Origin of the sequence: Devosia sp. (assembly GCF_017744655.1) — a bacterium.
Lineage (GTDB): Bacteria > Pseudomonadota > Alphaproteobacteria > Rhizobiales > Devosiaceae > Devosia.
The window spans coordinates 742,714-768,788 of the sequence record NZ_JAGIAW010000001.1; the positions used below are offsets into that span (position 1 = coordinate 742,714).

Below are 26,075 nucleotides of genomic sequence, written 5' to 3' on the forward strand. Positions count from 1 at the left end.
TGCGGGTACCGATCCCCAATGCTAAACGGCCCTCAGCAAGCCGGTATAGCTCAGTTGGTAGAGCACCTGATTTGTAATCAGGGGGTCACGGGTTCGAACCCTGTTGCCGGCACCACACTTCCTCCCACGCACCAATATCTGGCCGTTCCTTTTTGTGGCGCGTAGAATTATTTTTGCGCGTCTGCGGGTCGTGGCGAGCGGTATGAGGCTATCGCGGGCGCCGCTATGGAGAGCTTTATCAGTGTGCGAAGCAGCCCCGCACTATTTTGCCCCAAGCCCCTGAAACCCCAGCGTTTCAGGCATTTTCTAGCTTGCTGGGAAGGGGATTCCACAAGTAGGTACAAGCTTCATATAGCGGATCGCCATCTTAACAGGCTGGACCAACGTGACCTCAACTCGTCTCACCCATCTGCAGTCTCTGGAAGCGGAGAGCATCGAGATTTTGCGCGAGGTTGCGGCGAGCTTCGAACGCCCCGTGATGATGTATTCGATCGGCAAGGATTCGAGCGTCCTGCTACATCTGGCGCGCAAGGCGTTTTTTCCGAGCAAGATTCCGTTTCCGCTGCTGCATGTCGATACGACGTTCAAGTTCAAGGAAATGATCGCTTTTCGCGACAGGACCGCTGAGGAATATGGGTTCGATCTCATCACCCATACCAATCAGGACGGCGTGCGCGACGGTATCAACCCCTTCGATCATGGCTCGTCCCGATATACCGACATCATGAAAACAGCGGCGCTGCGCCAGGCGCTCAATGCCGGTCGCTATGATGCGGCTATCGGCGGAGCACGGCGCGACGAGGAAAAGTCGCGCGCCAAGGAACGCGTCTTTTCGCACCGCAATGCCAGTCATGCCTGGGACCCCAAGAACCAGCGGCCCGAGCTCTGGCGCACGTTCAATACGCGCCTCAATCCGGGAGAGAGCATGCGCGTCTTCCCGATCTCCAATTGGACCGAGCTGGACGTCTGGACTTACATTTACGACCAGAACATCCCGATCGTGCCGCTCTATTTCGCCAAGCCTCGGCCAGTGGTCGAGCGTTCCGGCACCTTGATAATGGTGGATGATGCACGCTTGCCCCTCGAGGCCGGCGAGACGCCGCGCAACGAAACCGTGCGCTTCCGCACTCTTGGCTGCTACCCGCTGACCGGCGCCATTCGGTCCGACGCCGCCGACCTGCCTTCGATCATCATGGAAATGCAGGCAAGCCGCACCTCCGAGCGCGAGGGCCGGCTGATTGACAGCGATTCTGTCGGCTCGATGGAAAAGAAGAAGCAGGAAGGCTATTTCTGAGTATGACCCTCGCCATGGCCACGCCTGATACGAATCTCGACCTTTGGCTCGCCCAGCAGACCGACAAGTCGCTCCTGCGCTTCCTGACCTGCGGCAGCGTTGATGACGGCAAATCTACCCTGATCGGCCGCCTGCTTTATGACAGCCAGCTCATTCTCGACGATCAACTCGCGAGCCTGAAAAAGGAAAGCCACAACCGTACGGTTGGCGATGAAGGTATCGACTTCTCGCTGCTGGTCGACGGCCTCGCCGCCGAACGCGAGCAGGGCATTACCATCGACGTGGCCTATCGGTTCTTCTCGACCGACAAGCGCAAATTTATCGTCGCCGACACGCCAGGCCACGAGCAATATACCCGCAACATGGCGACCGGCGCCTCCAATGCCGACCTGGCTTTGCTGCTGGTCGATGCGCGCAAGGGCCTTCTTACCCAAACCCGCCGCCACAGTTTTATTCTGTCGCTGGTGGGCGTGAAGCACGTGGTGCTCGTGGTCAACAAGATCGATCTCGTTGGCTATGATCAGACGATCTTTGACCAGATCGAGGCTGATTATCGCGCCTTTGCCAAGGACCTGGGTTTTCAAACCCTGGCGGCCGTGCCGGTGTCGGCTCTTCGTGGCGACAATATCCTTGCCAACAGCGACCGTATGCCCTGGTTCACGGGCGCGCCGCTTGTGCCCTATCTCGAAGCCATCGAAGTGGCGCAAGACAAGGCGGCGCAGCCGTTCCGTTTCCCGGTGCAATGGGTCAATCGCCCCAATCTCGATTTCCGCGGTTTCTCCGGCACCGTCGCCTCGGGCGAAGTGAAGGTCGGCGATGACGTTCTGGTTGCCGCGTCACGCAAGCCGGCAAAGATTTCGCGGGTCGTCACCATGGACGGCGATCTCGACAGCGCCGTTGCCGGGCAGGCGGTGACGCTGGTTCTCGATCGTGAAATCGACGTCTCGCGCGGCGATGTGCTCGCTCATCCTGGCACCGTTCCCGAATTTTCGAACCAGTTCCAGGCGCGCCTTGTCTGGATGAACGACGAGCCGGCCTATCAGGGGCGTTCGTACCTTCTCAAGGTTGGCGCCCAGACCGTCCCTGCGACGATCACGGACATAAAATTCCGCACCAATGTGAATACGCTCGAGCACGTGGCGGCGAACAAGCTCGACCTCAACGAGGTCGGCACCGTCACCATCGCGACCGACCGCCCCATTGCCTTCGATCCCTATGCCGATAATCCGCTGACCGGCGGCTTTATTCTCATCGACCGGCTTTCCAATGCCACGCTGGCCGCCGGCACAATCTCGTTCGGCCTGCGGCGCGCGCAGAACCTGACCTACCAGTCATTTGACGTGAACCGTCAGGTTCGTGCGGAGCAGAAGGGGCAGGAAGCGCAGATCGTCTGGTTCACCGGCCTTTCGGGTTCGGGCAAGTCGACCATCGCCAACCTCCTCGAAAAGCGCCTGACGTCTGAAGGCCGGCACTGCTATATCCTCGATGGCGACAATGTGCGCCACGGGCTCAACAAGGATCTGGGCTTTACCGAAGCGGCGCGCGTCGAAAACATTCGCCGCGTGGCGGAAGTGGCAAAGCTCATGGCCGATGCCGGCTTGATCGTGCTGGTGTCGTTCATCTCACCGTTCGAGAAGGAACGCCAACTAGCGCGCGAAATCGCCGGCGATATCCGCTTCACGGAAGTCTACGTGGACACACCGTTGGCCGTGGCGGAGCAGCGCGACCCCAAGGGGCTCTACGCCAAGGCACGCCGCGGCGAGATCAAGAATTTCACCGGCATCGACAGCCCGTTCGAAGTGCCGAGCGCGCCCGATGTGACATTGCATGGCGGTCAGGAAGAGCCCGCTGCCATGGCCGACAAGCTGCACGACTGGCTCAAAATCTGACGCTTCAGCCTGCTGTGCCGGCCCGCTCGGTGCTCGGCAAGGGGGCGAAGTCGACCTGGTCGATGTCATTGAGGGTCTTCATCAGAAGACCCTTGAAGATGGGCTCCGTTTCATCGCGATGCGCGATGATATTGGGAGCGCCATTGATGCTGCCGACCAGCGAGGTTTTTATGGCCTGATCGATTTCCGGGCGCATGAGTTCAAGCGCACGGGCGCCGGGGCCGACGATGAGGATATGCGAGGGATCGTAGATTGCCAGCAGGCGGCTGAGCCCAAAACCTATGGCGCGCCCGGCAAGATTGAAGGCGTGTGTCGCGCTGCGGTCGCCGGATTCAGCACGCTGCATCAGCATTTCATATTGCTGGGCCGGCACGGCCGGAGCAGGGGGCGCGGTTTCCGGCACGGAATAGGCGTTGCGGAGCACGGCATAGTCCGCAGCATAGGCTTCAATACAGCCCCGCATGCCGCAGCGGCAGAGTGCGCCATTGGGAACGTGATTCATATGGCCGAACTCGGTGGCGCCCTCGTCGCCCCGCCCCATGATCTGTCCCCGGAACGTAACGCCCATCGCCACTGTAGAGCCCACGAAGACCGTAGCGACGCTCGCTTCATGCAGGGCTGGATCGAGCCAGCGAGCGCCCTCCGCCAGGAGGCGTCCACGCTTGTGTAATGTCACCGGCAGGCCGCGCGCCTCCGAAAGCTCGGTTGCGAAGGGTGCGCCGGCAAGGTGCTGGATCGGCGACCAGCGCAAGCCGCGACCGTCACGTTCCAAAATGCCCTGGACCGAAATAGCAACGCGCCGAAGTGTTTTTTGAGCGGCGGGCGTGCGCGCAAGTAGGGCATCGAGACGATCGGACAGGAATCGGCAGGGCGCGATACCGGCAAAGGTGGTTGGCGTCAGGTCGGTTTCGATACGGTCAACCAGCACGCCGCCATAGTCGATCAACGACAGCCGCGCTCGATTGACGTCGAGTTCGAAGAGCGCGGCATGGGCGGCGTTGCGGGCAAAGTTGACAAAGGTCGCGGGTCGGCCACGCGCTCGGCCATCGGGCCGGTCGGCGATCAACTCGGCGACCAGTCCTTGCGATAGCAAATCCGACATGATTGCAGTCATGCTGGCGTGGCTAAGCCCGGTGAGGCTGGCGAGGGCCGTACGCGATTGCGCGCCCTGCATACGCAGGGCACTCAAGACCAGTCCACGGTTTTGCCGCCGGACGCTGTCGCTATCGCTGACGGTTCGCGTCAAGCAGTCAACTCCCTCACTCCCGAGGCCAAGACATCAAAGCTGCCGCTTCGACGCAACCTTGAATTTGTTCGGCACTCGAAATTGACGTTGACACGTCCCGATCCGCCATGCGACTTCTTTTTTCGAGCATTGAAAATAATGCTCTAGTGCGTACCCGCCTGCCTAGGGATGTGAAGGCTGCGGATGGCATTCTGGGCCTGAATGGCCCGTTGGGAGGACATTGATGAATAAGCTCTTTGCAGCGGTCTTGCTTGCCTCGACCGTGTTGACCGGTGCCGCCCTGGCACAGGATAAAATCGTCGTCGGCGTTTCCTGGAACAACTTCCAGGAAGAACGTTGGAAAACTGACGAAGCCGCGATCAAGACCGCTCTCGAAGCGGCTGGCGCTGAGTATATTTCGGCAGACGCCCAGTCGTCCGCTTCCAAGCAGCTCACCGACATTGAAAGCCTGATCAGCCAGGGTGCAACCGCGCTGATCGTTCTGGCTCAGGACAGCGAAGCCATTGGCCCTGCCGTTGCAGCGGCCGTCGCCGAAGGTATTCCGGTGGTGGGTTATGACCGACTGATCGAGAACCCCGACGCCTTCTACCTGACCTTTGATAACAAGGAAGTCGGGCGCATGCAGGCTCAGGGCGTGTTCGACGTAAAGCCCGAAGGCAACTACGTCTTCATCAAGGGCAACTCGGCCGACCCCAATGCCGACTTCCTGTTTGCCGGCCAGATGGAAGTGCTGAAGGCCGCCATCGATTCCGGCGCCATCAAGAATGTTGGCGAAGCCTATACCGACAACTGGAACCCGGAAGTCGCCCAGGCGAACATGGAACAGTTCCTGACGGCGAATAACAACGAAGTCGACGCTGTCGTCGCTTCCAACGACGGTACTGCAGGCGGCGCCATTGCGGCACTGGCTGCCCAGGGTCTCGCTGGTTCCGTACCGGTCTCCGGCCAGGATGGTGACCACGCCGCCCTCAACCGCATTGCCCTTGGCACGCAGACCGTTTCAGTCTGGAAGGACGCGCGCGAACTCGGCAAAAAGGCAGCGGAGATCGCAGTTGAACTGGGCGGCGGTACGGCTCTCGATGCTGTCACCGGCGCAACTAAGTTCTCGGATGGCCCGAAGGGCGTCGAAATGAACGCTGTGCTACTCCCGCCGATCCCGATTACCCAGGAAAACCTCAACGTCGTGATCGACGCTGGTTGGGTATCCAAGGACGTTGTGTGCCAGGGCGTCGCAGCAGGTACTGTTGCCGCCTGTAACTGAGCCCATAAAAGGCTAAACTGGTTGCCTGATAGCAACCGGACTGCGCCCCGGCTTCGTGCCGGGGCGCCGTTTCCACGGGAGACCTGAATGGCTGACCAACACGCCATTTCCACGCCAGCCCATCCGAGCACATTCACGCAGAATCCCATTCAGCGCTTCCTCATCGCGACTGAGGTGGATACGCGCCTCCTGGGCATGATTGGCGCTTTGGCGATCATCTGGATCGGCTTCAATATCTTTTCCGGCGGCCTGTTCCTGACCCCGCGCAACCTCTGGAACCTGTCTGTGCAGACGGCTTCAGTGGCCGTGATGGTCACCGGCATGGTGCTGGTTATCGTCACCCGCAATATCGACCTTTCCGTGGGCTCGATCCTTGGCGTGGTCGGCATGGTCATGGGCGTCATGCAGACGCAGATTCTGCCGGTGCAGCTGGGCCTCGGGCTCGGTCACCCGCTCATCTGGAGCTTGTCGCTTTTGGCGGGGCTCGTCGTCGGCGTCGGTATCGGTGCCTTGCAGGGCACGATCATCGCTTATCTGCGCGTTCCGGCTTTCATCGTTACGCTCGGCGGTTACCTCGTCTGGCGCGGTGCCGCCTGGTGGGTCACCATGGGCCGCACCGTTGCCCCCATGGATCAGACTTTCCAACTGATCGGCGGCGGCCCGGCGGGCTCGATTGGTTTCACCTGGAGCTGGATCGTTGGAGCCGTCGCCTGCGCGGCCATCGTCGCGGGGCTTTATTTCGGCCGACGGCAACGTCGTCGCTTCAATTTTCCGCAGCGTCCGCTTTGGGCGGAGGCCTCGCTGGCTGTTCTTGGCTGTGGCGCAACCATCGGGGCGATCTGGGTGGCGAATGCCTATCCCTGGCCCGTGCGCATTGCTGAAAACTACGCCAAAGCCAACAGCATCGCCGTGCCGGAAAGCGGTCTCTTCATCTCCCATGGCATCGCCGTGCCCGTTCTGATCGCCGTGGGGGTAGGGGTGTTCATGACCTTCCTCACCATGCGGACCCGCTTTGGCCGCTATGTCTATGCTATGGGCGGCAATCCGGAAGCGGCGGAACTGGCCGGTATCAATACGCGCTGGGTCACCGTCAAGATATTTATGCTCATGGGCGGCCTCTGCGCCATCGCGGCGGCCATTTCGAGCGCGCGCCTCAATGCGGCGACCAATGCCCTTGGCACGCTCGACGAACTCTACGTGATCGCGGCAGCCGTCATCGGCGGCACGTCTCTGGCCGGTGGCGTTGGCACCATTGCCGGCGCATTGCTCGGCGCCGTGGTCATGCAATCGCTGCAATCCGGCATGGTGCTGATGGGGCTCGATAGTCCGCTTCAGTCCATCGTTGTCGGCATTGTTCTGGTTTTCGCGGTGTGGCTCGACACGCTCTACCGCCGGAATAAGCACTAGGAGTGCCCGCCATGCTGGATGCCAGCACACCCCTGGTCGAAATGACCGATATCTCCATCGCCTTCGGTGGTATCAAGGCTGTCGATCACGCCTCGATCAACCTTCACCGCGGCGAGGTTGTTGGCCTCCTGGGCCACAATGGTGCGGGAAAATCGACGCTGATCAAGATCCTCTCGGGCGCCTACAAGCGCGATGCCGGCGATATCAAGATCAATGGCGAACCTGCCTCGATCAGCAATCCGCGCGATGCCAAGGCCTATGGTATCGAAACGATCTACCAGCAGCTTGCCGTTGCCGACAATGTCGACGCTGCGGCCAACCTCTTCCTTGGCCGCGAACTGGTAACCCCGATCGGTACCCTCGACGATGCCGCCATGGAATCGCGAGCCCGGGAAGTAATGGGGCGCCTCAACCCCAATTTCCGCCGCTTCAAGGAGCCGGTGAAAGCCCTTTCCGGCGGGCAGCGCCAATCGGTGGCCATTGCCCGGGCCATTCTCTTCAATGCCCGCATCCTCGTGATGGACGAGCCGACTGCCGCTCTTGGACCGCAGGAAACAGCGCAAGTCGGGGAACTGATCAAGCAGCTCAAGTCCGAAGGCATCGGCATCTTCCTCATCAGCCATGATATCCACGACGTCTTCGACCTCGCAGACAGGCTGGTGGTGATGAAGAATGGCCAGGTCGTGGGCGAGGCGCGCACCAGCGATGTCACCAAGGACGAAGTTCTGGGCATGATCATCATGGGCAAGGTACCGTCGGGCGCGAAGCCGGGACCGGGAGCCATTAGCGGTTAACGGCGTTTCCTCCGCGATGAATTTGCGGAGGAGCCCTCGAATGCCGGAACAGACGAAGCGCAACCTGCGTATGGTTGCCGTGGGGCATGTCATGCCGCGACATGCCCCGTTCTATTTCGGTCTGCTGTTGGGTCTGGTCGGGCTGGCCGTATCATTTCTGCTGGTGCCGAAGTATGCCGTGAGCCTGGGCGCCAACTGCCTCTTCGCCGGCTACCTGATCCTGGCCTTTCTCAAGCTGCCGCATCTGACGGCCGACTATCTGCATGAGCACGCCCGCGAGGAGGACACGCCGGGCACAGGCATCCTGCTGATTGTCCTCATCGTCATTGTGGCTTCAGTGGTCTCGCTGTTCCTCGCGCTCGACCAGGACGGCGGCACGGAGCCCGGCGAGATCATCGCCAGCATCGCATCGGTCATTCTGGGATGGTTCACGGTGCAGGTCATGGGTGCGCTGCACTATGCCTATGAATATTATCAGGTGCCTGATCGGCCGCGGAGCAAGAAGGTCGAGGGAGGGCTCGATTTTCCGGGCGACGAAGATCCCGACGGCGTGGCCTTTCTCTACTTCTCATTCACGGTCGGCACGTCAGTTGCCACCTCGGACACCAAGGTTTCGAGCAATGCCATGCGCCGCAGGGTGATGGTTCACCTGATCTTTTCGCACTTTTACAACACGATCCTCCTCGCCGCCGCGGTCAATGTGCTGATTGGCGCCGGGCAGGGGTGACAAGCCTTCGGCGAGAACTGAACGAAGCGTTTTCCAAAGCTTTGGGAAATTCGTTCCACGTCGACAATCCTGTTGCATCGCCCCGAGAGGTCAAATAGGTACAGACGCAGAGGCCGCGTGGCGGAGTGGTTACGCAGCGGATTGCAAATCCGTGCACTCCGGTTCGATTCCGGACGCGGCCTCCAGTTCCCCAAAATTTTTGTCAGCCCTCGCGCCCAATTTTCTGGGCGTGTTTCGCAATCGCTTTGCGGCATGGCTTGCCAGTTGATCGGCTCGTCTATATTCACGTCCAGCATATGAATGGGCGTCGGAACGCTGGCTGATGGATGAATATCGAAGCGCAAGAATGGCTATGATCGATAGCCAGTTGCGCACCAGCGGCGTCACGGAGCGTCGGCTGCTTGCCGCCATTGCAGAAGTGCCGCGCGAAATTTTCGTCGCCGACGGGCGCAAGCCGGTTGCGTATGTGGATGACCTGCAACCGCTGGCCTCCGGGCAACGCTTCATTCTTTCCCCTGCACATTTTGGGCGTATCGCGCAGCTTGCGGAGATCGCGGACAATAGCCGCGTTCTCGATGTCGGGGCCGCGAGCGGCTATTCCACTGCGGTACTGGCAGGTGTCGCAGCGCAGGTTGTCGGTGTCGAATTCGACGCCGACCTTGCCTCTCGCGCCAACACGCATCTAGCTCAGCTTGGAATCGAAAACGCCCGGGTGATTGCCGGCAGCATAGAAGCGGTCGGCGAAGAGTCTTTTGACGCCATCGTGGTCGAAGGTGCGGTGGACGCTGAACCCGATGATCTCATTGGGCTGCTGGCTCGGGGCGGACGGTTGGTTGTGCCGATTCTGCAACGGGGCATCGCGGTCATCCATGTTTTCCAGCGACACAACGATAGCGTAATGTTCACGTCAGAGTTCGATGCAACCATGCCGCGCTTGTGGAGCTGGGCGCAAAAGGACGAATTCGTTTTCTAGCGGTCGATTTGTTGCCAAACGGCCACGGGTTGAAACGAAGCGTACGTTAAATTTTGATAGGCATGGGTATGGTTGGTTGTAGACCCCATATGCCGGGCGTATTGGTAATAGGGTCGGAATGCGGGGTACCTATGGTAAATAAGTTCGTGACGGCGAGCGCGGTCGCCATTCTCTTGGCGCTGGGGGCGGCCGGCGGGGCACAGGCCCAGTCGATCACCCAGGCGTTGACCGCTGCCTATGATCACGCGCCGGACCTGCAGGCGGCTTTGCTTGAAGCAAAGGCCTCGGCCGAGAATATTGCGCTGGCCAAGTCGGCGATGCTTCCAACGATCGGTGCAGAGGTGGGGGGCAACCAGAGCTGGAGCTTGGTTGGCGGACAATTCAGCGGTAATCCCACAATCACGACCGGCATTGGTTATAACCAGACCATCTTCGATAATTTCAAGACCGAAGCGCAGATCGAGTCGGCTCGTGCTGCCGCTGAACTCGCCGAATATCAGATCCGCAATTCGGAACAGAATGTCCTGCTTTCGGTCGTGCAGGCCTATATGAACGTGCTGAGCGGCCGGCAACTCGTTGCCCTGCGCGAAGAAAATACCCGGTTTTTCCAGGCTCAGCTGCAGTCAGCTCAGGATCGGCTGGATGTGGGTGAGGGCACACGCATAGACGTTGCCCAGGCCCAGGCGCGTCTTGCTCAGGGTGAGGCTTCCTATCGTGCTGCGCTCAGCACGCTGGAAACCAGTCAGGCGACTTTTCAGCGCCTCGTGGGTGTGCGACCGCAGCAACTCAATTCTTCGCACAACTATGCGCGATTGATCCCGAGTTCCCTTGACGCGGCTCTGGCAGAAGCCGAGGTTGGCCATCCCGCCATCATGATGTCCAAGGCTGCGATCCGGGCCGCGCAGGCCGGGACGGATGCAGCCGAGGCCGCGTTTGGGCCGACTGCCTCGATTTCTGGCCAAGTTGGCAGCAGTTGGACCAATGGCGTCAGGCCTGATGGACTCAGTGGTTCGTTCGGCTTCAAGGTCTCTGTGCCAATCTATGCCGGTGGTGCAATCGGCGCTGGCGTGCGCAAGGCAAATCTCGGGCAGATCAAGTCCGAGGTGGAAGCCATGTCCACCTACGACCAGGTCCGCGAGGCCGTCATTTCCGCCTGGGCAGGTATCCAGAGTGCCGATGCACAGATTCAGGCTGCGCAGGCCGCCGTGCAGGCCGGCACGACAGTGCTTGATGGCACGATCCAGGAGCGCGACCTGGGCACCAGCACCACGCTCGACGTGCTGAATTCGCAGGCAGAACTGACCAGCGCCAAGGAAGGCCTGATCAATGCCCAGACCTCTAAAGTGGTCGCGACCTTCTCGCTGCTCTCGGCTATGGGGCGCCTGACGGCGTCCAATCTCGGCCTGCCTGTTACCGTCAAGTCTGCGGTCAACTACACGCAGGCCGTCGAGGACGTCTGGCAGGAATTGCGCACCGTCGCCGAGTAATTTTTACAGCAAATCCAAATCTTGTGGCCGGGCCTGTCCCGGCCACAAGTTTTTGTGGAAGTTGTCGGACGTGGCGTCCTGTGGATTCCTAAGCCCAGCAGAACCGGTTAAGGTGTAGGTAACGAATCGGGTTGGGTGGCATGCGGATGCCCTCTCGAGCGTCGCGCATGAGTTGAAGAGGCACTTATGAACAAGCCGGCCGCCAAAGAACCCTCCATGGACGAGATTCTGTCTTCCATCCGGCAGATCATTGCCGATGACGACGAGAGTGCCGCGCCGCGCCGTCCTTCGCTGCAGGTTGCGCCCGATCCGATGGAAGCGGTGAGCTTTGGCGCAGACCAGGACAATGAGCCGCTGGAACTTTCCTCGGCGCAGATCGTGCCGGAAAGCGAAGCTGCCGCCGACATGGGCTTTGATGCCCTGCTGGCCGATGCTCAGGCCGAAACTGCCGAGCCGAAAGAGGCTCCGGCCCTGGTCGTGCCCGACGATATCAGCTTCACCCCGGCCGAGCCCGAAGCCGGCATTGCCGAATTTCCGAGCTTCAATCCCGCTCCGAGCCTTGCCGAAGACGTCGAGGCAGAAGCCGAACCCGAATTTTCGCCCGAACCAGAAGTTGAGGCCGCTCCCGTGCTTTCTGCCGTCAGTATCGATGAAGACCGCTCCGTGGCCGAGATTGCGCCCGAACCGATCGCTTTCGCTCGCCCGTCCGTCGCAGCCGCCTCGCCGATGCCCGACGCGACCTTGAGCGCCGATATCGCCGATGGTCTGCTCGAGACGACCACCAAGGCCGCTATCCGCAGCTCGATCGACAAGTTGGGCGCTGCCGGCATCGGTATTGTGCCGTCGCCGGCTCTCGGCAATGCCAATCTGACCATCGAGACCATGGTCCGCGAAATGCTCCGCCCGATCCTCAAGGAATGGCTGGACGAAAACCTGCCTTCCGTCGTCGAGCGCATGGTCGAGAAGGAAATCGCCCGCGTTGCACGCGGCGATTGATTTCCCATATCAGGGGCAGGGTGCTTTTCCTGCCCCGTCGCAGTTGACCCTGCGGCGCGCTTTTGCTTGAAGTTGCCAACCCTGATTGGGCCCGCCATGTTCTCCGTGGCGGGTCAATGTTGTTGCGAGTGACCTATGCTTGAAAAGAACTACGAACCCGCTGCCGTGGAAAGCCGCATCTACGATGCCTGGCTGGACGCGAAGGCCTTCGCCGCAGGTGCGGGCGCAAAGCCGGGTGCGGAGACTTTCACCATTGTCATTCCGCCGCCGAACGTAACGGGCTCGCTCCATATCGGGCACGCGCTCAACAATACGATCCAGGACATTCTCATCCGCTTCAACCGCATGTTGAAGAGGGACGTGCTCTGGCAGCCCGGCACCGACCATGCCGGCATCGCCACCCAGATGATCGTCGAACGCCAGCTTGCCGAAAAGCAGATGGACCGCCGGTCTATGGGCCGCGAGGCCTTTATCGACCGCGTCTGGGAATGGAAGTCCGAAAGCGGCGGCACCATCATGAACCAGCTCAAGCGCCTCGGCGCTTCGGCTGATTTCTCGCGCGAGCGCTTCACCATGGGCGAACGCGGCCAGGCCGACGATCAGATGGTGCGCGCCGTCACCAAGGTGTTCGTGGAGCTGCACAAGCGCGACCTCATCTATCGCGCCAAGCGCCTGGTGAACTGGCACCCGGGCCTCGAAACCGCCATTTCGGACCTCGAAGTCGAGAACATCGAGATCAAGGGCCACATGTGGCACCTGCGCTATCCGCTGGCGGATGGCGTAACCTATCAGTTCCCGATCAAGGACGAAGAAGGCAACGTCACCGGCCACGAGACGCGCGACTACATCATCGTCGCGACGACCCGTCCCGAGACCATGCTGGGCGACGTCGCCGTTGCTGTGCACCCGGAAGACGAGCGCTATCAATCCCTCGTCGGCAAGTTCATCGAACTGCCGCTCGTCGGCCGCCGAATTCCGGTCGTTGCCGACGAATACGCGGACCCGACGCTGGGTACCGGCGCCGTGAAGATCACGCCTGCTCACGATTTCAACGACTTTGAAGTTGGCGCGCGCGCTGGGGTCGAGCCGATCAACGTGTTCACGACCCGTGGCGCCATCATCGATGCCGATTTCATCCCCGCGAAGTACCGTGGTCTGGATCGCTTCGAAGCGCGCAAGGCGATTGTCTCCGACCTGACAGCCCTTGCCGAAGAGAACGCCACGCGTGGCCTCGACCATATCGAAGACAAGAAGATCATGGTGCCCCATGACGAGAAGTCCAAACTCGTCGTCATCGAGCCCTTCCTGACCGACCAGTGGTGGGTCAAGGCCGACGTGCTGGCCCAGCCGGCGCTGGCCTCGGTGCGCGAAGGCCGCACCAAGTTCGTGCCGCAGCAGTACGAAAACACCTATTTCGCCTGGCTCGAAAACATCAAGCCGTGGTGCATTTCGCGCCAGCTTTGGTGGGGACATCAGATTCCGGCCTGGTATGGCCCGGACAATGAGGCCTTCGTCGCTTACAACGAAGCCGAAGCGCAGGAGGCCGCGACCAAACACTATGGCAAGGCCGTAGAACTGACGCGCGACCCGGACGTGCTCGACACCTGGTTCTCGTCGGCGCTGTGGCCCTTCTCGACGCTCGGCTGGCCGGATGAAACGTCTGAGCTCAAGCGCTACTACCCGACCGACGTGCTGGTCACCGGCTTTGACATCATCTTCTTCTGGGTTGCCCGCATGATGATGATGGGTCTGGAATTCCTCGATGAGGAGCCGTTCCACACCGTCTACATGCATGCCCTGGTCCGCGACGAAAAGGGCCAGAAGATGAGCAAGACCAAGGGGAACGTTATCGATCCCCTCAAGCTTGTCGATGAATATGGTGCCGACGCTACCCGCTTCACGCTGGCGGCGATGGCGGCGCAGGGGCGTGACCTGAAACTCGCGATTTCGCGCGTCGAAGGCTATCGCAACTTCGTCACCAAGCTCTGGAACGCCGCGCGCTTCCTGGAGATGAACGAATGCCGCCGTGTGGAAGGATTTGATCCCAAGGCCAACAAGCTCGCGCTCAATCGCTGGATCGTCGGCTCGACTGTCCGCGCGCTTGCCAGCGTTCGCCAGGGCATCGAAGACTACAAGTTCAACGAATCCGCCAACCATGCCTATGACTTCGTCTGGGGCACGTTCTGCGATTGGTATGTCGAATTCGCCAAGCCGGTATTCAACGGTGAGGACGAGGCCGCCAAGGCCGAAACGCGGGCGACCGCTGCCTGGGCACTCGATCAGATCCTGATCATGCTTCACCCAATGATGCCCTTCGTCACCGAAGAGCTCTGGGCGGAAACTGGCAAGGCCGGCCCGAAGCGTGACAACCTTCTCATTCTCACCGAATGGCCCACCTATCAGGGTCTTGAGGATGCGGAGGCCGACGCAGAACTGGCATGGCTGGTCGATGTCATCTCCAACGTTCGCTCGGTGCGCGCCGAAATGAACGTGCCGGCCAGTGCCAAACTGCAACTGGTCGTGACCGGTGCAGGCGAGCAGACGCTGGCTCGTCTTGTCGCGGGTACGTCGCTCATCAGCCGCCTTGCGCGGCTTGAGGAAATCTCGCCGCAGAACCAGGTGCCGGGTGAATCGGCGCAGTTCGTGGTTGGCGATGCCACCTACGCCCTGCCGCTGGCAGGCGTGATCGATATCGCCGCCGAAAAATCCCGCCTCGAAAAGGAAGTGGGCAAGCTCGACGGCGAAATCACGGGTATCGACAAGAAGCTCGGCAACGAGCAGTTCGTCTCGAAGGCACCGGAAGAAGTGATCGAAGAGCAGAAGGCTCGTCGTGAAGCTGCAATCGATCGGCGTCAGAAGATACTCGAAGCCCTGAAGCGTTTGAGCTGACAGCATGGACGGTACGCCGAAGCAGCCCAGCGACCGCGCCCTGCGGAACGGTCTCGTAGGCGTCGGCGCCGTCCTGGTCTTTGACGGCGACGGCGGCATGAAACGGTTTGAACCGAGCGACGAGCCGCCGTCCGTGCCGCCGCGCGGCTTCAAGCTGATCGTGGGCAATTCCAAGGCCCCCGAGTTCAAGCTTTGGCTGCGCGGTGAACTGGGTGAGTTCAATTCGGGGCTGCTGACCACTCCGACGTCGCGCGCGCGTTGCACGGTTATGGACGACCGGGCCTTGGTCATGTTGCGCGTCGTGCGCCCGGGCGCCGCTCCCCACGATGTAGGTCGGCAATTCCTGACAGTCTGGATCGAACAAGGCCGCGTCATCATCGCGTCCGAACTCAATATTCTCGACTTTCTGGGCCTCACCAAATGGGAGCAAGGGGCGCATGCGCCGATTTCCCCGGCGGACCTGATCGCGCGCCTGGCCCTGCGTGCCACCGATCGTCTCGAACCCTTGATCGAAATGCTCGGCGACCGGCTTGATGAAGTCGAAGAGACGCTTATTACCCATCGCACCGAAAGGGCGCAGGACAATCTTGAGCACCTGCGCCGCACCCTCATCAATTTCCGCCGCCTCGTGTGGCCGCAACGCGACGCGTTGACGACGCTGGAAATCGAGGACCTGTCTTTCTTCTCGGACCGGGATCGGTTGCGGCTGCGCGACGCGGCCATGCGCACCGCCCGTATCGGTGATGAATTGCAGGCCCTCTCTGAACGTGCGGTGCTCGTTCATGAAGAGATCATCGACGATCGCGCCGAGCAGATGAACCGGACCATGCTGCTGCTCGCGGCAGTGACGGTGGTGTTTTCGCCGCTGACCCTGATCAGCGGCATGCTCGGGATGAATGTCTCGGGCATTCCTCTGGCCGACTATGGCGGAGCATTCTGGGTCGTTTGCGGCGCCCTGATCGCGCTGGCCGTCGGGCTTGTCTGGTGGATGCGCAAAAGCCGTCTCTTTTAGCTGTTCGTCCCTCCCCACCTGGAGAGGGACGAAGCTAAGACGCCTAGATGCTGGCCTGAACTGCCTGAAGGCGGGCGTAGTAGCCATCCGCCGCCATCAGATCGTCATGCCGGCCTTCTTCCACGATCCCGTCTTCCGTGAGCACGAGAATGCGGTCGGCATTGCGCACGGTCGTCAGCCGATGCGCGATCACCAGGGTGGTACGACCCTTGGCGAGCGATTGCAGCGCCATTTGCACAGCGCGTTCGCTTTCATTGTCGAGCGCGCTGGTCGCCTCGTCGAAGATCAGGATTGCCGGGTCCTTGAGGAAGGCACGTGCGATGGTCAGACGCTGCTTTTGTCCGCCTGACAGTTTTACGCCGCGCTGTCCCACATCGGTGTCATAGCCGTGTGGAAGGGCCATGATGAAGTCGTGGGCATTGGCCGCCTGAGCGGCCGCCACAACTTCGTCGTCACTGGCATTCGGACGGCCATAGCGCAGGTTCTCGGCCACCGTGCCGGAGAACAGGTAAGTATCCTGCTGCACAACCCCGATCTGGCGCCGGAGCGAGGCCAGTTCGAACTCGCGGACATCCTGCCCGTCGATGGCGATCCCGCCGCTTTCGACCTCGTAAAAGCGTGGGATAAGGGCACAGAGTGTGCTTTTCCCAACACCCGAAGGCCCGACCAGGGCCACGAACTCGCCTGGCGCGATATCGAGCGACAGGTTCGAGAAGACGGTTCGGCCATCGCCATAGCCAAAGCTGACCTGATCAAAGGTGATCTTGCCCCGGAAATGCGGGGCAGGGTGGGCACGCGGCGCATCCACGATATCCGGAGTCTGCTCGAGGATTTCCATCACGCGGGTGAAGCCGGTCGACCCCTCCTGCCAGAGACGAACGATATTGGCGAGGCGGTTGACCGGATCGACCAGAACGCCGACGCAGAGCAGGAAGGTCAGCAGATCGGGCACCGACATGTCTGCCGCAAGAATGCGCATGGCGCCGGCAATGATCACGATAATCGTGACGAGATGGACGAACACCTCCATCCCTACGAAGAACCAGGTCTCGCTGCGGTAGCCATCCTTGCGGCTTTCGACGAATGTCCGGTTTTCCGCTTCAAACCGGGCCAGTTCAAACCTCTCGTTGGCAAAGGACTGCACCACGCGAATGCCGCCCAGCGCATCCTCAACCCGCTCGTTGACTGAGGCGATTTTCTCCCGGCTGAGGGCGAGGGCCTTATTCATGCGCCGGTTGAAATAGAGCGCGTAAACGATTGCAATAGGGAGGAGAATGGCGATGTAACCCGTCAGGGTTGCATCGATGAAGAACAGCACGGTGAGGGCACCAGTGAACTTCAGGAGGCCAATTGCAATGTCCTCGGGCCCATGGTGGAACATTTCCCCCAGAGCGAAGGTGTCATTGGTGATCCGGCTCATCAATTGCCCAACACGGCTGCGATCATAAAAGCCGAAGGAGAGTTTTTGGCAGTGCTCAAAAAGCTCTCGCCGCACATCGGCTTCGATGCGCGCACCCATGGCGTGGCCCTGATAGTCGACAAAGAAAGTTGCGCCGGCCTGGGCAATGAGCACCAGGACCATAACGCCACCCATGGCGAATATCTGCGAAAGGGCCTCGGCGCTGTCGTCGAGGATGAGCAGGCGCGTGGTCACGTAATTGGCGCAGAGCGGCAGGGCAATGGCCGTTGCCGCGATCAGCGCTGCGCAAACAAGGTCCATGACCAGCAGGTGCCGGTATGGGCGATAATAGGAAACGAACTTGCGGGCGCGCTGAAAGCCTGGGCGCGCGAAGAAGACAGAAAGGCTGGCGTGAAGAGTGCGGCTAGTGCTGTCGCGGCGCGCCTCTTCCGAGGAGTTTTTCGAATGCATGAACGATCATGTCCTGATGGATTTCCGTGTGGTTGATCGGGAACAGGATCGCTTTCATTTCGAACTCCTATATGCGGCGCAAAAGCCGACGAAGTATGGGTGCTTCGCGCCGCTTTCACAACGCCGTGTTCACCCAGGCCGGTAGGGCTCTCGACCTCTGTGACGAATTGGCAACAGCACCCGGGATTCACTGCGGTGTCACTCGGCATAAAGAATTTGGCGATGTTTCCCGCCACAATCTCATCTTAAACGAGATGGCTAGGCATTCGGGGGCGGGTGTCGGCAGTCCAGGGGTGAAACCGCGAGGTTTCGTCTTCGGCCTGTCTGTGGCGCGCCAGACTGCTTGAAAAGGGCGGGAATCCGCCGGTTCTTGGTGAGCACGTGCGCAAACAGGATACGATAAGTTCCAGGTATTTGAGTGGCCATATGGCCGCCGGCATTGTCCTCGGGGATGTGATCTCCTCGGCTCAAATCCTGCCGCAATGCGAGTTTACCAAAAGTTCACACTTCGCTTTCCCTCGAGCGGCATCGGGATCAAATTGCCCGCCTGTATCGACCGGACAGCATATATTTGTAGCACCCGCCCAGGCCGTTATGGGCAAAAGGAGTAAGATGCGGAAATCGCCGGCTTTTTATCTGGCATCCGCGGTAACCGGACTTGCGCTGTCGGTCCTGACAGCAGCGATCCCCGCACAGGCACAGACAGCAGCCGAGGCTGCGCTCGATCTAGCCAATATGCTGGATGGCGCTGGCGGCGGCGTGTCGGGCGATGCCTATCTTTCCGCGCTTGAAAATGCCGCTGCCGCCGGCCAGCCCATGGCCATGTGGCAGCTCGGCACCATGTACGAAAATGGCGAAGGCGTTGCCAAGGATCCTGCCAAGGCCTTTGGCTACTTTGCCCAGATCGCCAATCAGCATGCCGATGCCGCGCCGCGCGGCGTCGAATCCGATATCGTTGCGCAGTCCTTCGTGAAGATGGGCGACTATTATCGCCTGGGCGTGCCCGATGCCGGTATTCCCGCCGATATCGAGCGCTCGCATGCCTTGCTGCTCCACGCCGCTACCTATTTTGGCGATGCCGATGCCCAGTACCGCGTCGGCTTGCTGTATCTGCAGGATGAAGGCCTGGGCGTAAATCCATTGCAGAGCGCGCGCTGGTTCTCGCTTGCTGCTCGCAAGGGCCACTGCCTGGCCCAGGCACGCCTCGGCGATCTCCTCTTCAACGGCATGGACGGCATCGAGGCCCAGCCGATCGAAGGGCTGATGTGGCTGAACCTGTCACATCAGCGTTGCCTCGGCACGGCCGATCAGGCGCAGGTCGACGAATTGCTCACCCGCGCCTCGTCCATGGCTCGTCCGGAAGATCGCGCCAATGCAGCAGCGCTGGCAGAATCCATCGCGCCGCAGTTCGCCGATTTCTGAAGAAATATCGCCGCAGCGCCTTGCCGCTGCGGCATGCCCCGCTAGAGAGTAAAGCAGTCGCCGCCCGCAGCCTTGACGTTCGAACAGATGGTATTGGCATCTTGTAGCGAATTGGCCGGGACGCGAACGCGATAGAAAATCCCACGATCACCGAGATCAACGCGCTGCACTTCGAGGCTGGCGCCACCGAAGAGCGGGCCAAACCGGCCGGCGATCTGCTGGGCTGTCTGGCGTGCGGCTTCCTCTGTCCGCTGCGACGACAACTGCACATAGGCAGGAGCCGTGCTAGCGCTTGAAGGCGCAGCAACCGGCTCGGGCTGTGCGGCAGCCGGGGTAGTCACAGGCAAGGTGGTTGCGGGGGCCGTAGCCACAGCAGGTGCCGGCGTTGCCGTCACCGGTGTGGCAACGGCCGCCTGCGGCGCGAAATTCGTCGGACGAACGAGCGGAACAGGCGCCGATTTGCCAGCGACCGGCGCGCCAGTCAGGTCGACAACCGGAACGGTCGAACCAGGCTGAACGGGGACGACCGCAGGCCCTGCTGCAGGAGCAGGAGTTGGCTCCGGCGTCGTCGCCGGTGCATTGGCAATGGCGTTGGCGATCAGATCGGGTGTCGAGAAGTCGGCGCCGGGAACGTCCGGCACGGATGGGCGATCGACAGGCAGCATTGCCGAACCAGCGAGATTGTCGCTGCCGCTCACAATGGTGCCGTCCGGCCGCACAGTAACAGTGCGAACCTTGCGATTGACGAGGCCCTCTTCGCTCAGGTCCGTGGAGGCGACCTGCGTAACCGCCTCAACGTCGGATTGATCGCGCGAGACGATCTGCTCTTCAGCGCCGGTATCGACCCCGGAAATCTCGTTGAAGACCACCGATTGGCTGGCCGCGTCTGCCGAAGGAGTGGGTTCGGGAACTTCCTTGGTTGGCGTCGTGTCGGCGGCAACCAGCGGGGCAGGGCCCTCCGGTGTGCCACTGCCAAGACCGAGGACCGTGTAAAGGCCAACTGCGGCAACAGCGAGTAGCAAAGTGGCGACGACGGGGCCGGCAAGCGAACGCGTCAGGCCAAGCACTCGGCCGCGTGGCGCCCTCGCAGGCTTTACGGGCTCTTCGGGCGGCAGGCTGGCCTCGATGGCAGGCTCCACCCATTCCAAGCGGGCCCCGCTGGTTTCAGCGGCAGCCAGAATAGCCTCTTCCACCGATGAGACCCGGGTATTGTCCCGCGCGGGCGTGACCACAGCGGCCGGCTGAGGCTCGCGCGTCGGCAGGGTTGGTGTCGCGAGGCTGCGCAAGGCCGGGCTGGGAGCAGTCGGGGCCTGCTGAACGCGGGCCGCCGGACCAATCAGACGCTCGATCTCCTCGAGCGGATCGGGCAATGCCTGCGGCTTTGGCGGCACGGCCGGGCTGTGAGCGACAACGGTCTCCGCCGGCTCGATCTTGGGCGCGACAACCTCGGCGGGCACCGGGCGGGCTTCCGGCTTGTTCACGGCGCTCGAAGCCAGGCCGAAAACCGGAGGGATGCCGAAAGCATCGGCCTCGCGCGGGAAGGTCTGGCCAAGTACCGCGTCGGTGACATCCAGCTCGTCGACCGGATCGTCCTGCCTCTGTGCATGGGGTTCGGGTTCTTCTCCGACGGCCAGCTCGGCGGCGATCAGGTCCGCAAGGCTATCCTGATCCAGCTCGGGCATTTCTTCGGCCGGTGGCACGACCGGTTCGGTGCGCACAAATACCGGGGCCGGAGGAGCGACCTCCTGCGGCGCGATCGCAACAGGCTCTGCCGGCACAGAGGGCGCCGGCTGGGGCCGCGCCACTACCGGCGCTTCGTTGACGATTGGCTTGGGCGCGGGGAAAGCAGGCGCAAACGCTGCGGGTTCGACGCGCTGCGGCGCTTCCGTCTTGGGCTGGCCAGCCTGCGGCTTGCGGTCGAAATCGAAGACAAAAGGCTCAGGCGCTGGCGCATTGTCGCCCGGAATACGCACGGGGCGGCTCGGTGCTTCGGCTACTTTCGGGGGCACTGAAGCTGCTGGACTATCGCCACCCGGTATCCGGACCGTCACGGCCGGCTCACTCTTGGGCTTATCGCCCTGAGCGTCTTCGGCCATCAGTCTGGCGAGTTCTGCGATCAGGTCGTCCGCGCTATCGGTCTGTCCTGCCATATGTTTCGGTTTCGCTGTCGTCATCGGCCAGCGCCCCTAGATTGCTGCAAGCGCTCCCTTAGGGAGTTTGCCGCGAGTTTTCACACTAATGCGCCCGAATTATGAAAGCTCTTCGGGAGCCGAAACACCCAGAATTCCAAGGCCATTGCGGATTACCTGACGTACGGCATCCACAAGTGCGAGTCGCGCCAAAGTGAGCTTTGGATCGGCAGCGTTAACAAATCGTAACGAGTGATCATCGTTGCCCTTGGCCCAGAAGCCGTGGAAAGCCGCGGCGAGGTCGTGGACATAGAATGCAATACGATGCGGCTCGTGCGCAACTGCGGCGGCCGACACCGTCCGCGGCCAGGCGGCGAGGAGGCGGATCAGCTCGAGATCTGCAGCCGAGGTCAGCAATTCGACTTCAGCATTCGCGAGCGCAGGGGCGCTGAAATCGAGACCCGGCACTTCGAGCGCAGCTTTGCGGAAGACGGAGTAAGCGCGAGCGTATGCGTACTGAACGTAGAATACAGGGTTGTCGCGGGTCTGCTCTTTGACGACGGCGAAGTCGAAGTCCATCGAGGCGTCGTTGCGACGGAAGAGCAGCATGAAGCGCGTGGCATCGGCGCCGACTTCCTCGACGACGTCGGAGAGGAGGACGAGGTCGCCGGAACGCTTCGACATCTTGAACGGCTCGCCGTTCTTGAGCAGCCGCACGAGCTGGCAGATGCGCACGTCGATGTCGGCTTCGCCCTGCGACACTGCCTTCACAGCTGCCGAAAGGCGCTTCACATAGCCCGAGTGATCGGCGCCGAGCACATTGACCATGTGCTTGAAGCCACGAAGATATTTGTTGCGGTGATAGGCGATGTCGGCGGCAAAGTAGGTGTAGCTGCCGTCTGACTTGACCAGCGCACGGTCGGTGTCGTCGCCAAAGTCCTTGGCGCGGAACAGGGTCTGTTCGCGCTCTTCCCAATCCTCAGGTGTCTTGCCCTTCGGCGCTTCCAGGACACCCTGATAGACCAGACCTTCTTCACGCAGCCAATCGAGCGTCGTCTGGATATCGCCGCCCTGGCCGTGCAGGGTGCGTTCGGAGAAGAAGACGTCGTGATGGATATTGAGCTGGGCCAAGTCGGCCTTGATCAGTTCCATCATCTCGGCAAGAGCAGCCTCGCGAGCGATGAGAACCGCTTCCTGCTCGGGCTTTTCGAGAAGCGAAGCCCCATATTCGGCGGCAAGCGCCTTGCCGACGGGGATGAGATAGTCGCCGGGATAGAAGCCCGACGGAATCTCTATGGTTTCGCCGAGTGCCTCGCGGTAGCGCAGCAGGGCGGACTGACCGAGGATAATGGTCTGGCCGCCGGTGTCATTGATGTAATATTCGCGCGTCACGTCATAGCCCGAATAGGCCATGAGCGAGGCCAAGGCGTCGCCGAAAACGGCGCCGCGGGTGTGGCCCACGTGCATGGGACCAGTCGGGTTGGCCGAAACATATTCGACATTGACCCGTTCGCCCTTGCCCAGATCGGACTTGCCATAGGCCTCCTTCTGCTCGGCGATCGCCTTCAGCACCTTGTGCAGAATGGGCGTCGCGAGGCGGAAGTTGATGAAGCCGGGACCGGCAACTTCAACCGAGGTCACATCGGAATCGGCCTTGAAGCGCTCGACAAGCGCCGCAGCGACTTCGCGCGGATTCTTGCCCAGCGGCTTGGCCACAACCATGGCGGCATTGGTCGAGAGATCGCCATGGGCGGGGTCTCGCGGGGGTTCCACCACAACGCGCGACAGCAGATCGGCGCCCAGTTCGGGGTGATCGGCAAGCAGAGCCTCGGTAACCCGAGAGGTGAAAAGTGCGAAGATATCCATGACAGACCCGCTGGAAATGCTGTCAGGCGGTTAGCGGAATTCCGGGCGAGCGTCAAACAAGCGCTGATGTTCGTCAAGCGCATAGGGATCGGTCATGCCCGCAATGAAGTCGGCGACGATGCGCGCCCGCGCGTTGTCATCACTTGCCGCACTAGCCGCTTCCCCCCAACGACCGGGCATATCGCCGCCCTCCATATAGGTGGCAAACAGCCGCTCCACGACCGCCTCGCTCTCGCGAACCGGCCGCATGACGGCCTCATCGCGATAGACGCGCTTGTAGAGCACGCCCTTCAAGCCCTTTTCCGCCTCGGCCGTGGGCAGTGAGAAGGAAATCAGGGTTTTGCCGGCCATGCGCACGTCTTCGGCGCTGCTCACGCCGGCTGCTTCGATATTGTCCGCGCTGAAGGCAATGACGTCCTCGATCGCCCGCGTGATCATGCGCCTCTGCACTTCATGCGTCTGGCGCTTGGTGTCCACGTCGGGATAGCGCTCTTCGACTTCGCGGACGATCGGCCCGGCCATTGGCGCGTCCTCGAAATCGACGAGCTGCACCAGACCAGCGCGCAGGGCGTCGTCAATATCATGGGCATTGTAGGCGATGTCGTCGGCAATAGCCGCCACCTGGGCCTCAAGGCTCGCATGGCTCGATAGTCGAAGGTCCGCGACGGCCGGAATGTCAGCGACGCCTGTCGGCAAGCCCTCTTCCTCATACCGACCATATGGCCGGCCATCCGAATGGATCAGCGGGCCATTGTGCTTGAGAATACCTTCCAGCGTCTCCCACGTGAGATTGATGCCGTCGTGTTCGGCATAGCGATTCTCGAGTTGGGTAACAACTCGTAGGGCCTGAACGTTGTGATCGAAGCCGCCGTAGGGCGCCATTGCGCGGTGCAGAGCGCGTTCCCCGGCATGCCCGAATGGCGTGTGGCCGAGATCGTGGCTCAGCGCCACGGCTTCGGCCAGGTCTTCATTGAGCCTCAGCGCCCGAGCGATCGAACGCGCAATCTGGCTGACTTCCAGCGTATGCGTCAGCCGATTGCGGAAATGCCGGCCTTCGTGATGCAGGAAAACCTGCGTTTTGTGCTGCAACCGGCGAAAGGCGGTCGAGTGGATGATGCGGTCGCGATCCCGCTGGAATTCCGAGCGGGTCGGGCTCGGTCCGGTGCCGTAGAGACGCCCGAGGGAATCTTCGGGCTTGCTGGCATAAGGCGCTGTTTCGTTCATCTTCTCGTTCCAGGCCTTTGCAATAGCGCTCGATGCGCCTATCTTAAGGCCAGTGTTATGACATTACGACCGTACGGACACTTCAAATGACCGCTGCCGCCCTCGCCGAAACCCCTGCCGTGACTTTGTCGGATCGCGCTGCCAAGCGCGTGTCTCGCATTCTCTCGAAAGAGCCGACGGGAACCGTGCTGCGCATTTCGGTAGCTGGCGGCGGATGCTCCGGTTTCCAGTACGAATACAATCTCGTACAGGAGACGGCGAACGAGGACGACCTCGTTCTGCAAAAGGGTGATGCCACAGTGCTCATCGATTCGCTGAGCCTCGAATTCATGGGCGGCGCGGAAATCGACTTTACGGACGATCTGATTGGCCAGGCTTTTCAGATCAAGAACCCGAACGCCGTCGCATCCTGCGGCTGCGGCACGAGTTTCGCCGTCTAAATATTCAAGTACATCTCTGGGAGGGGAATATGGGCGCGCGCGTCAACGCGGTCATGGATGAGGCTGTGTCCGGCAACAAGATCGTCGGAGCGGAACTGATCGTCTATCGCCATGGAGAACTGGTCCTGCGGCGCACTGCAGGCCATTTCGACCGCGAGGCCGGCGCACCCATGATGGAAAACGCCATCTATCGCCTCGCCTCCGTCACCAAGCCCATCGTTGCCGCGACGGCGCTGGCGATGATCGACAAGGGTCTGCTCGGCCTCAACGACCTGGTTTCAAAACACCTCGACTATTTTGCGCCCAAGCTCGACGACGGCTCCCCAGCACCGATTACTATCCATCACCTCCTGACGCACACGTCCGGGCTTGCCTACGGCTATGCCGACGAGACGATTTCGACCGGCCTCGGGCCGACCGACAAGGATTTCCGGACCAATTTCTCGAAGGTCGCCGCTGCGCCCTTGCTCTTCGCGCCAGGTGCCGGCTGGACCTATTCGGTCGCCATTGACGTTCTCGGTGCCGTGCTCGCAGCAGTGCAGGGCGGTTCGCTACAGGACGCCGTGCACTCCCACATCACCGGCCCACTTGGCATGGACGAAACCGGCTTCTTCGTCGCCGACGAGGCACGCCTCGCCATCCCCTATGCCGATGGCACACCTGAACCGACCGTGATGACCGACCCGCAATTCGTTGCCGGCGAAGACGGTGGCACGGTCATGTTCTCGCCCTCCCGCATCTTTAGCGACAAAGCCTTCCAGTCCGGTGGGGCCGGCATGGCGGGTACGCCAGAAAATATCGCGAAATTCCTCGAAACCCTGCGCAAGGGCGGCGGCGCCGCGCTGAAGCCCGAGACGGTCGCACTGGGCTTTTCCAACCGCATCGGCGATGTCTTCAGGCAGGATCAGGGCCAGCGCTTCGGCTATTTCGGCGCTGTCATCGACGATCCCGAAGCCGCCGCCTCGCCCTCCGCCAAGGGTACCGTCAATTGGGGTGGGGTTTACGGTCATTCCTGGCTTGTCGATCCCGCCAATGCCATTACGATAGTATCCATGAGCAATACGGCGCTCGAAGGATGTACGGGACGCTATCCCAAGGACCTCATTCGCGCCGTTTACGCCGACCTCAACTAAAGCCGGAGAGAGCCAT

19 protein-coding genes and 2 tRNA genes are annotated in these 26,075 nt (G+C 61.2%); 16 read left to right on the forward strand and 5 right to left on the reverse strand.

The genetic code is table 11. The features are described 5' to 3' along the window. The first annotated feature begins 39 nt into the window (after nt 1-39). From J7557_RS03730 to cysN, 3 genes are all read left to right on the forward strand, one after another. A tRNA-Thr gene (locus J7557_RS03730) sits at nt 40-115 on the forward strand. A 270-nt stretch (nt 116-385) separates the two neighbouring features. Then, a complete protein-coding gene (cysD, locus tag J7557_RS03735) occupies nt 386-1,294 on the forward strand; it encodes a sulfate adenylyltransferase subunit CysD (RefSeq protein WP_291417445.1) in 909 nt (302 codons plus the stop codon). 2 nt (nt 1,295-1,296) lie between these two features. Further along, nucleotides 1,297-3,183, forward strand: a complete 1,887-nt coding sequence (gene cysN / locus J7557_RS03740; RefSeq protein ID WP_291417448.1) for a sulfate adenylyltransferase subunit CysN — start codon at nt 1,297-1,299, stop codon at nt 3,181-3,183. Nucleotides 3,184-3,187: 4 nt separating this feature from the next. Here cysN and J7557_RS03745 read toward each other — a convergent pair whose 3' ends face one another. Then, complete coding sequence (locus tag J7557_RS03745) at nt 3,188-4,429, reverse strand: ROK family transcriptional regulator (RefSeq protein ID WP_291417450.1); 1,242 nt, start codon at nt 4,427-4,429, stop codon at nt 3,188-3,190. A 223-nt stretch (nt 4,430-4,652) separates the two neighbouring features. On the opposite strand from J7557_RS03745, the gene xylF reads away from it, so the two are divergent. The 10 genes from xylF (at nt 4,653) to J7557_RS03795 (ending at nt 15,975) form a co-directional block, all read left to right on the forward strand. Continuing rightward, nucleotides 4,653-5,690, forward strand: coding sequence for a D-xylose ABC transporter substrate-binding protein (gene xylF, locus J7557_RS03750; protein ID WP_291417452.1), 1,038 nt, complete (start codon nt 4,653-4,655; stop codon nt 5,688-5,690). 87 nt (nt 5,691-5,777) lie between these two features. Next, complete coding sequence (locus J7557_RS03755) at nt 5,778-7,097, forward strand: sugar ABC transporter permease (protein WP_291417454.1); 1,320 nt, start codon at nt 5,778-5,780, stop codon at nt 7,095-7,097. 11 nt (nt 7,098-7,108) lie between these two features. Next, the gene (locus tag J7557_RS03760) at nt 7,109-7,891 is read left to right on the forward strand and encodes an ATP-binding cassette domain-containing protein (RefSeq protein WP_291417456.1); all 783 of its coding nucleotides are present in this window, start codon (nt 7,109-7,111) and stop codon (nt 7,889-7,891) included. 40 nt (nt 7,892-7,931) lie between these two features. Beyond that, nucleotides 7,932-8,618 carry a DUF1345 domain-containing protein gene (locus tag J7557_RS03765; RefSeq protein WP_291417458.1) on the forward strand — a complete coding sequence of 229 codons (687 nt, stop codon included), beginning with the start codon at nt 7,932-7,934 and terminating at the stop codon, nt 8,616-8,618. 111 nt (nt 8,619-8,729) lie between these two features. Continuing rightward, a tRNA-Cys gene (locus J7557_RS03770) sits at nt 8,730-8,803 on the forward strand. Nucleotides 8,804-8,964: 161 nt separating this feature from the next. After that, complete coding sequence (locus J7557_RS03775; RefSeq protein WP_291417460.1) at nt 8,965-9,591, forward strand: protein-L-isoaspartate O-methyltransferase; 627 nt, start codon at nt 8,965-8,967, stop codon at nt 9,589-9,591. A gap of 131 nt (nt 9,592-9,722) precedes the next feature. Further along, nucleotides 9,723-11,078 (forward strand): TolC family outer membrane protein, encoded by a 1,356-nt coding sequence (locus tag J7557_RS03780; protein ID WP_291417463.1) that lies wholly within the window; start codon nt 9,723-9,725, stop codon nt 11,076-11,078. 186 nt (nt 11,079-11,264) lie between these two features. Beyond that, the gene (locus J7557_RS03785; RefSeq protein WP_291417465.1) at nt 11,265-12,074 is read left to right on the forward strand and encodes a DUF2497 domain-containing protein; all 810 of its coding nucleotides are present in this window, start codon (nt 11,265-11,267) and stop codon (nt 12,072-12,074) included. Between the two features lie 135 nt (nt 12,075-12,209). Further along, on the forward strand, nt 12,210-14,963 hold the full coding sequence (locus J7557_RS03790; RefSeq protein ID WP_291417467.1) for a valine--tRNA ligase: 2,754 nt from the start codon (nt 12,210-12,212) through the stop codon (nt 14,961-14,963). 4 nt (nt 14,964-14,967) lie between these two features. Continuing rightward, on the forward strand, nt 14,968-15,975 hold the full coding sequence (locus tag J7557_RS03795; RefSeq protein WP_291417469.1) for a CorA family divalent cation transporter: 1,008 nt from the start codon (nt 14,968-14,970) through the stop codon (nt 15,973-15,975). A 43-nt stretch (nt 15,976-16,018) separates the two neighbouring features. Here J7557_RS03795 and J7557_RS03800 read toward each other — a convergent pair whose 3' ends face one another. Beyond that, nucleotides 16,019-17,695, reverse strand: a complete 1,677-nt coding sequence (locus J7557_RS03800) for an ABC transporter ATP-binding protein (protein WP_291418287.1) — start codon at nt 17,693-17,695, stop codon at nt 16,019-16,021. Nucleotides 17,696-18,457: 762 nt separating this feature from the next. Here J7557_RS03800 and J7557_RS03805 point away from each other — a divergent pair. Beyond that, the gene (locus J7557_RS03805; protein ID WP_291417471.1) at nt 18,458-19,267 is read left to right on the forward strand and encodes a tetratricopeptide repeat protein; all 810 of its coding nucleotides are present in this window, start codon (nt 18,458-18,460) and stop codon (nt 19,265-19,267) included. Nucleotides 19,268-19,308: 41 nt separating this feature from the next. Here J7557_RS03805 and J7557_RS03810 read toward each other — a convergent pair whose 3' ends face one another. From J7557_RS03810 to J7557_RS03820, 3 genes are all read right to left on the reverse strand, one after another. Next, nucleotides 19,309-21,441, reverse strand: coding sequence for an SPOR domain-containing protein (locus J7557_RS03810; protein ID WP_291417472.1), 2,133 nt, complete (start codon nt 21,439-21,441; stop codon nt 19,309-19,311). A 75-nt stretch (nt 21,442-21,516) separates the two neighbouring features. Beyond that, nucleotides 21,517-23,262: an arginine--tRNA ligase gene (gene argS, locus J7557_RS03815; RefSeq protein WP_291417474.1), complete on the reverse strand. Its 1,746-nt coding sequence runs from the start codon at nt 23,260-23,262 to the stop codon at nt 21,517-21,519. Between the two features lie 30 nt (nt 23,263-23,292). After that, the gene (locus tag J7557_RS03820) at nt 23,293-24,486 is read right to left on the reverse strand and encodes a deoxyguanosinetriphosphate triphosphohydrolase (protein ID WP_291417476.1); all 1,194 of its coding nucleotides are present in this window, start codon (nt 24,484-24,486) and stop codon (nt 23,293-23,295) included. An 86-nt stretch (nt 24,487-24,572) separates the two neighbouring features. Between J7557_RS03820 and erpA the strand changes: the two genes are divergently transcribed. Continuing rightward, nucleotides 24,573-24,926 (forward strand): iron-sulfur cluster insertion protein ErpA, encoded by a 354-nt coding sequence (erpA, locus tag J7557_RS03825; RefSeq protein WP_035083209.1) that lies wholly within the window; start codon nt 24,573-24,575, stop codon nt 24,924-24,926. A gap of 29 nt (nt 24,927-24,955) precedes the next feature. After that, nucleotides 24,956-26,059 carry a serine hydrolase gene (locus J7557_RS03830; RefSeq protein ID WP_291417479.1) on the forward strand — a complete coding sequence of 368 codons (1,104 nt, stop codon included), beginning with the start codon at nt 24,956-24,958 and terminating at the stop codon, nt 26,057-26,059. Nucleotides 26,060-26,075: the final 16 nt, after the last annotated feature.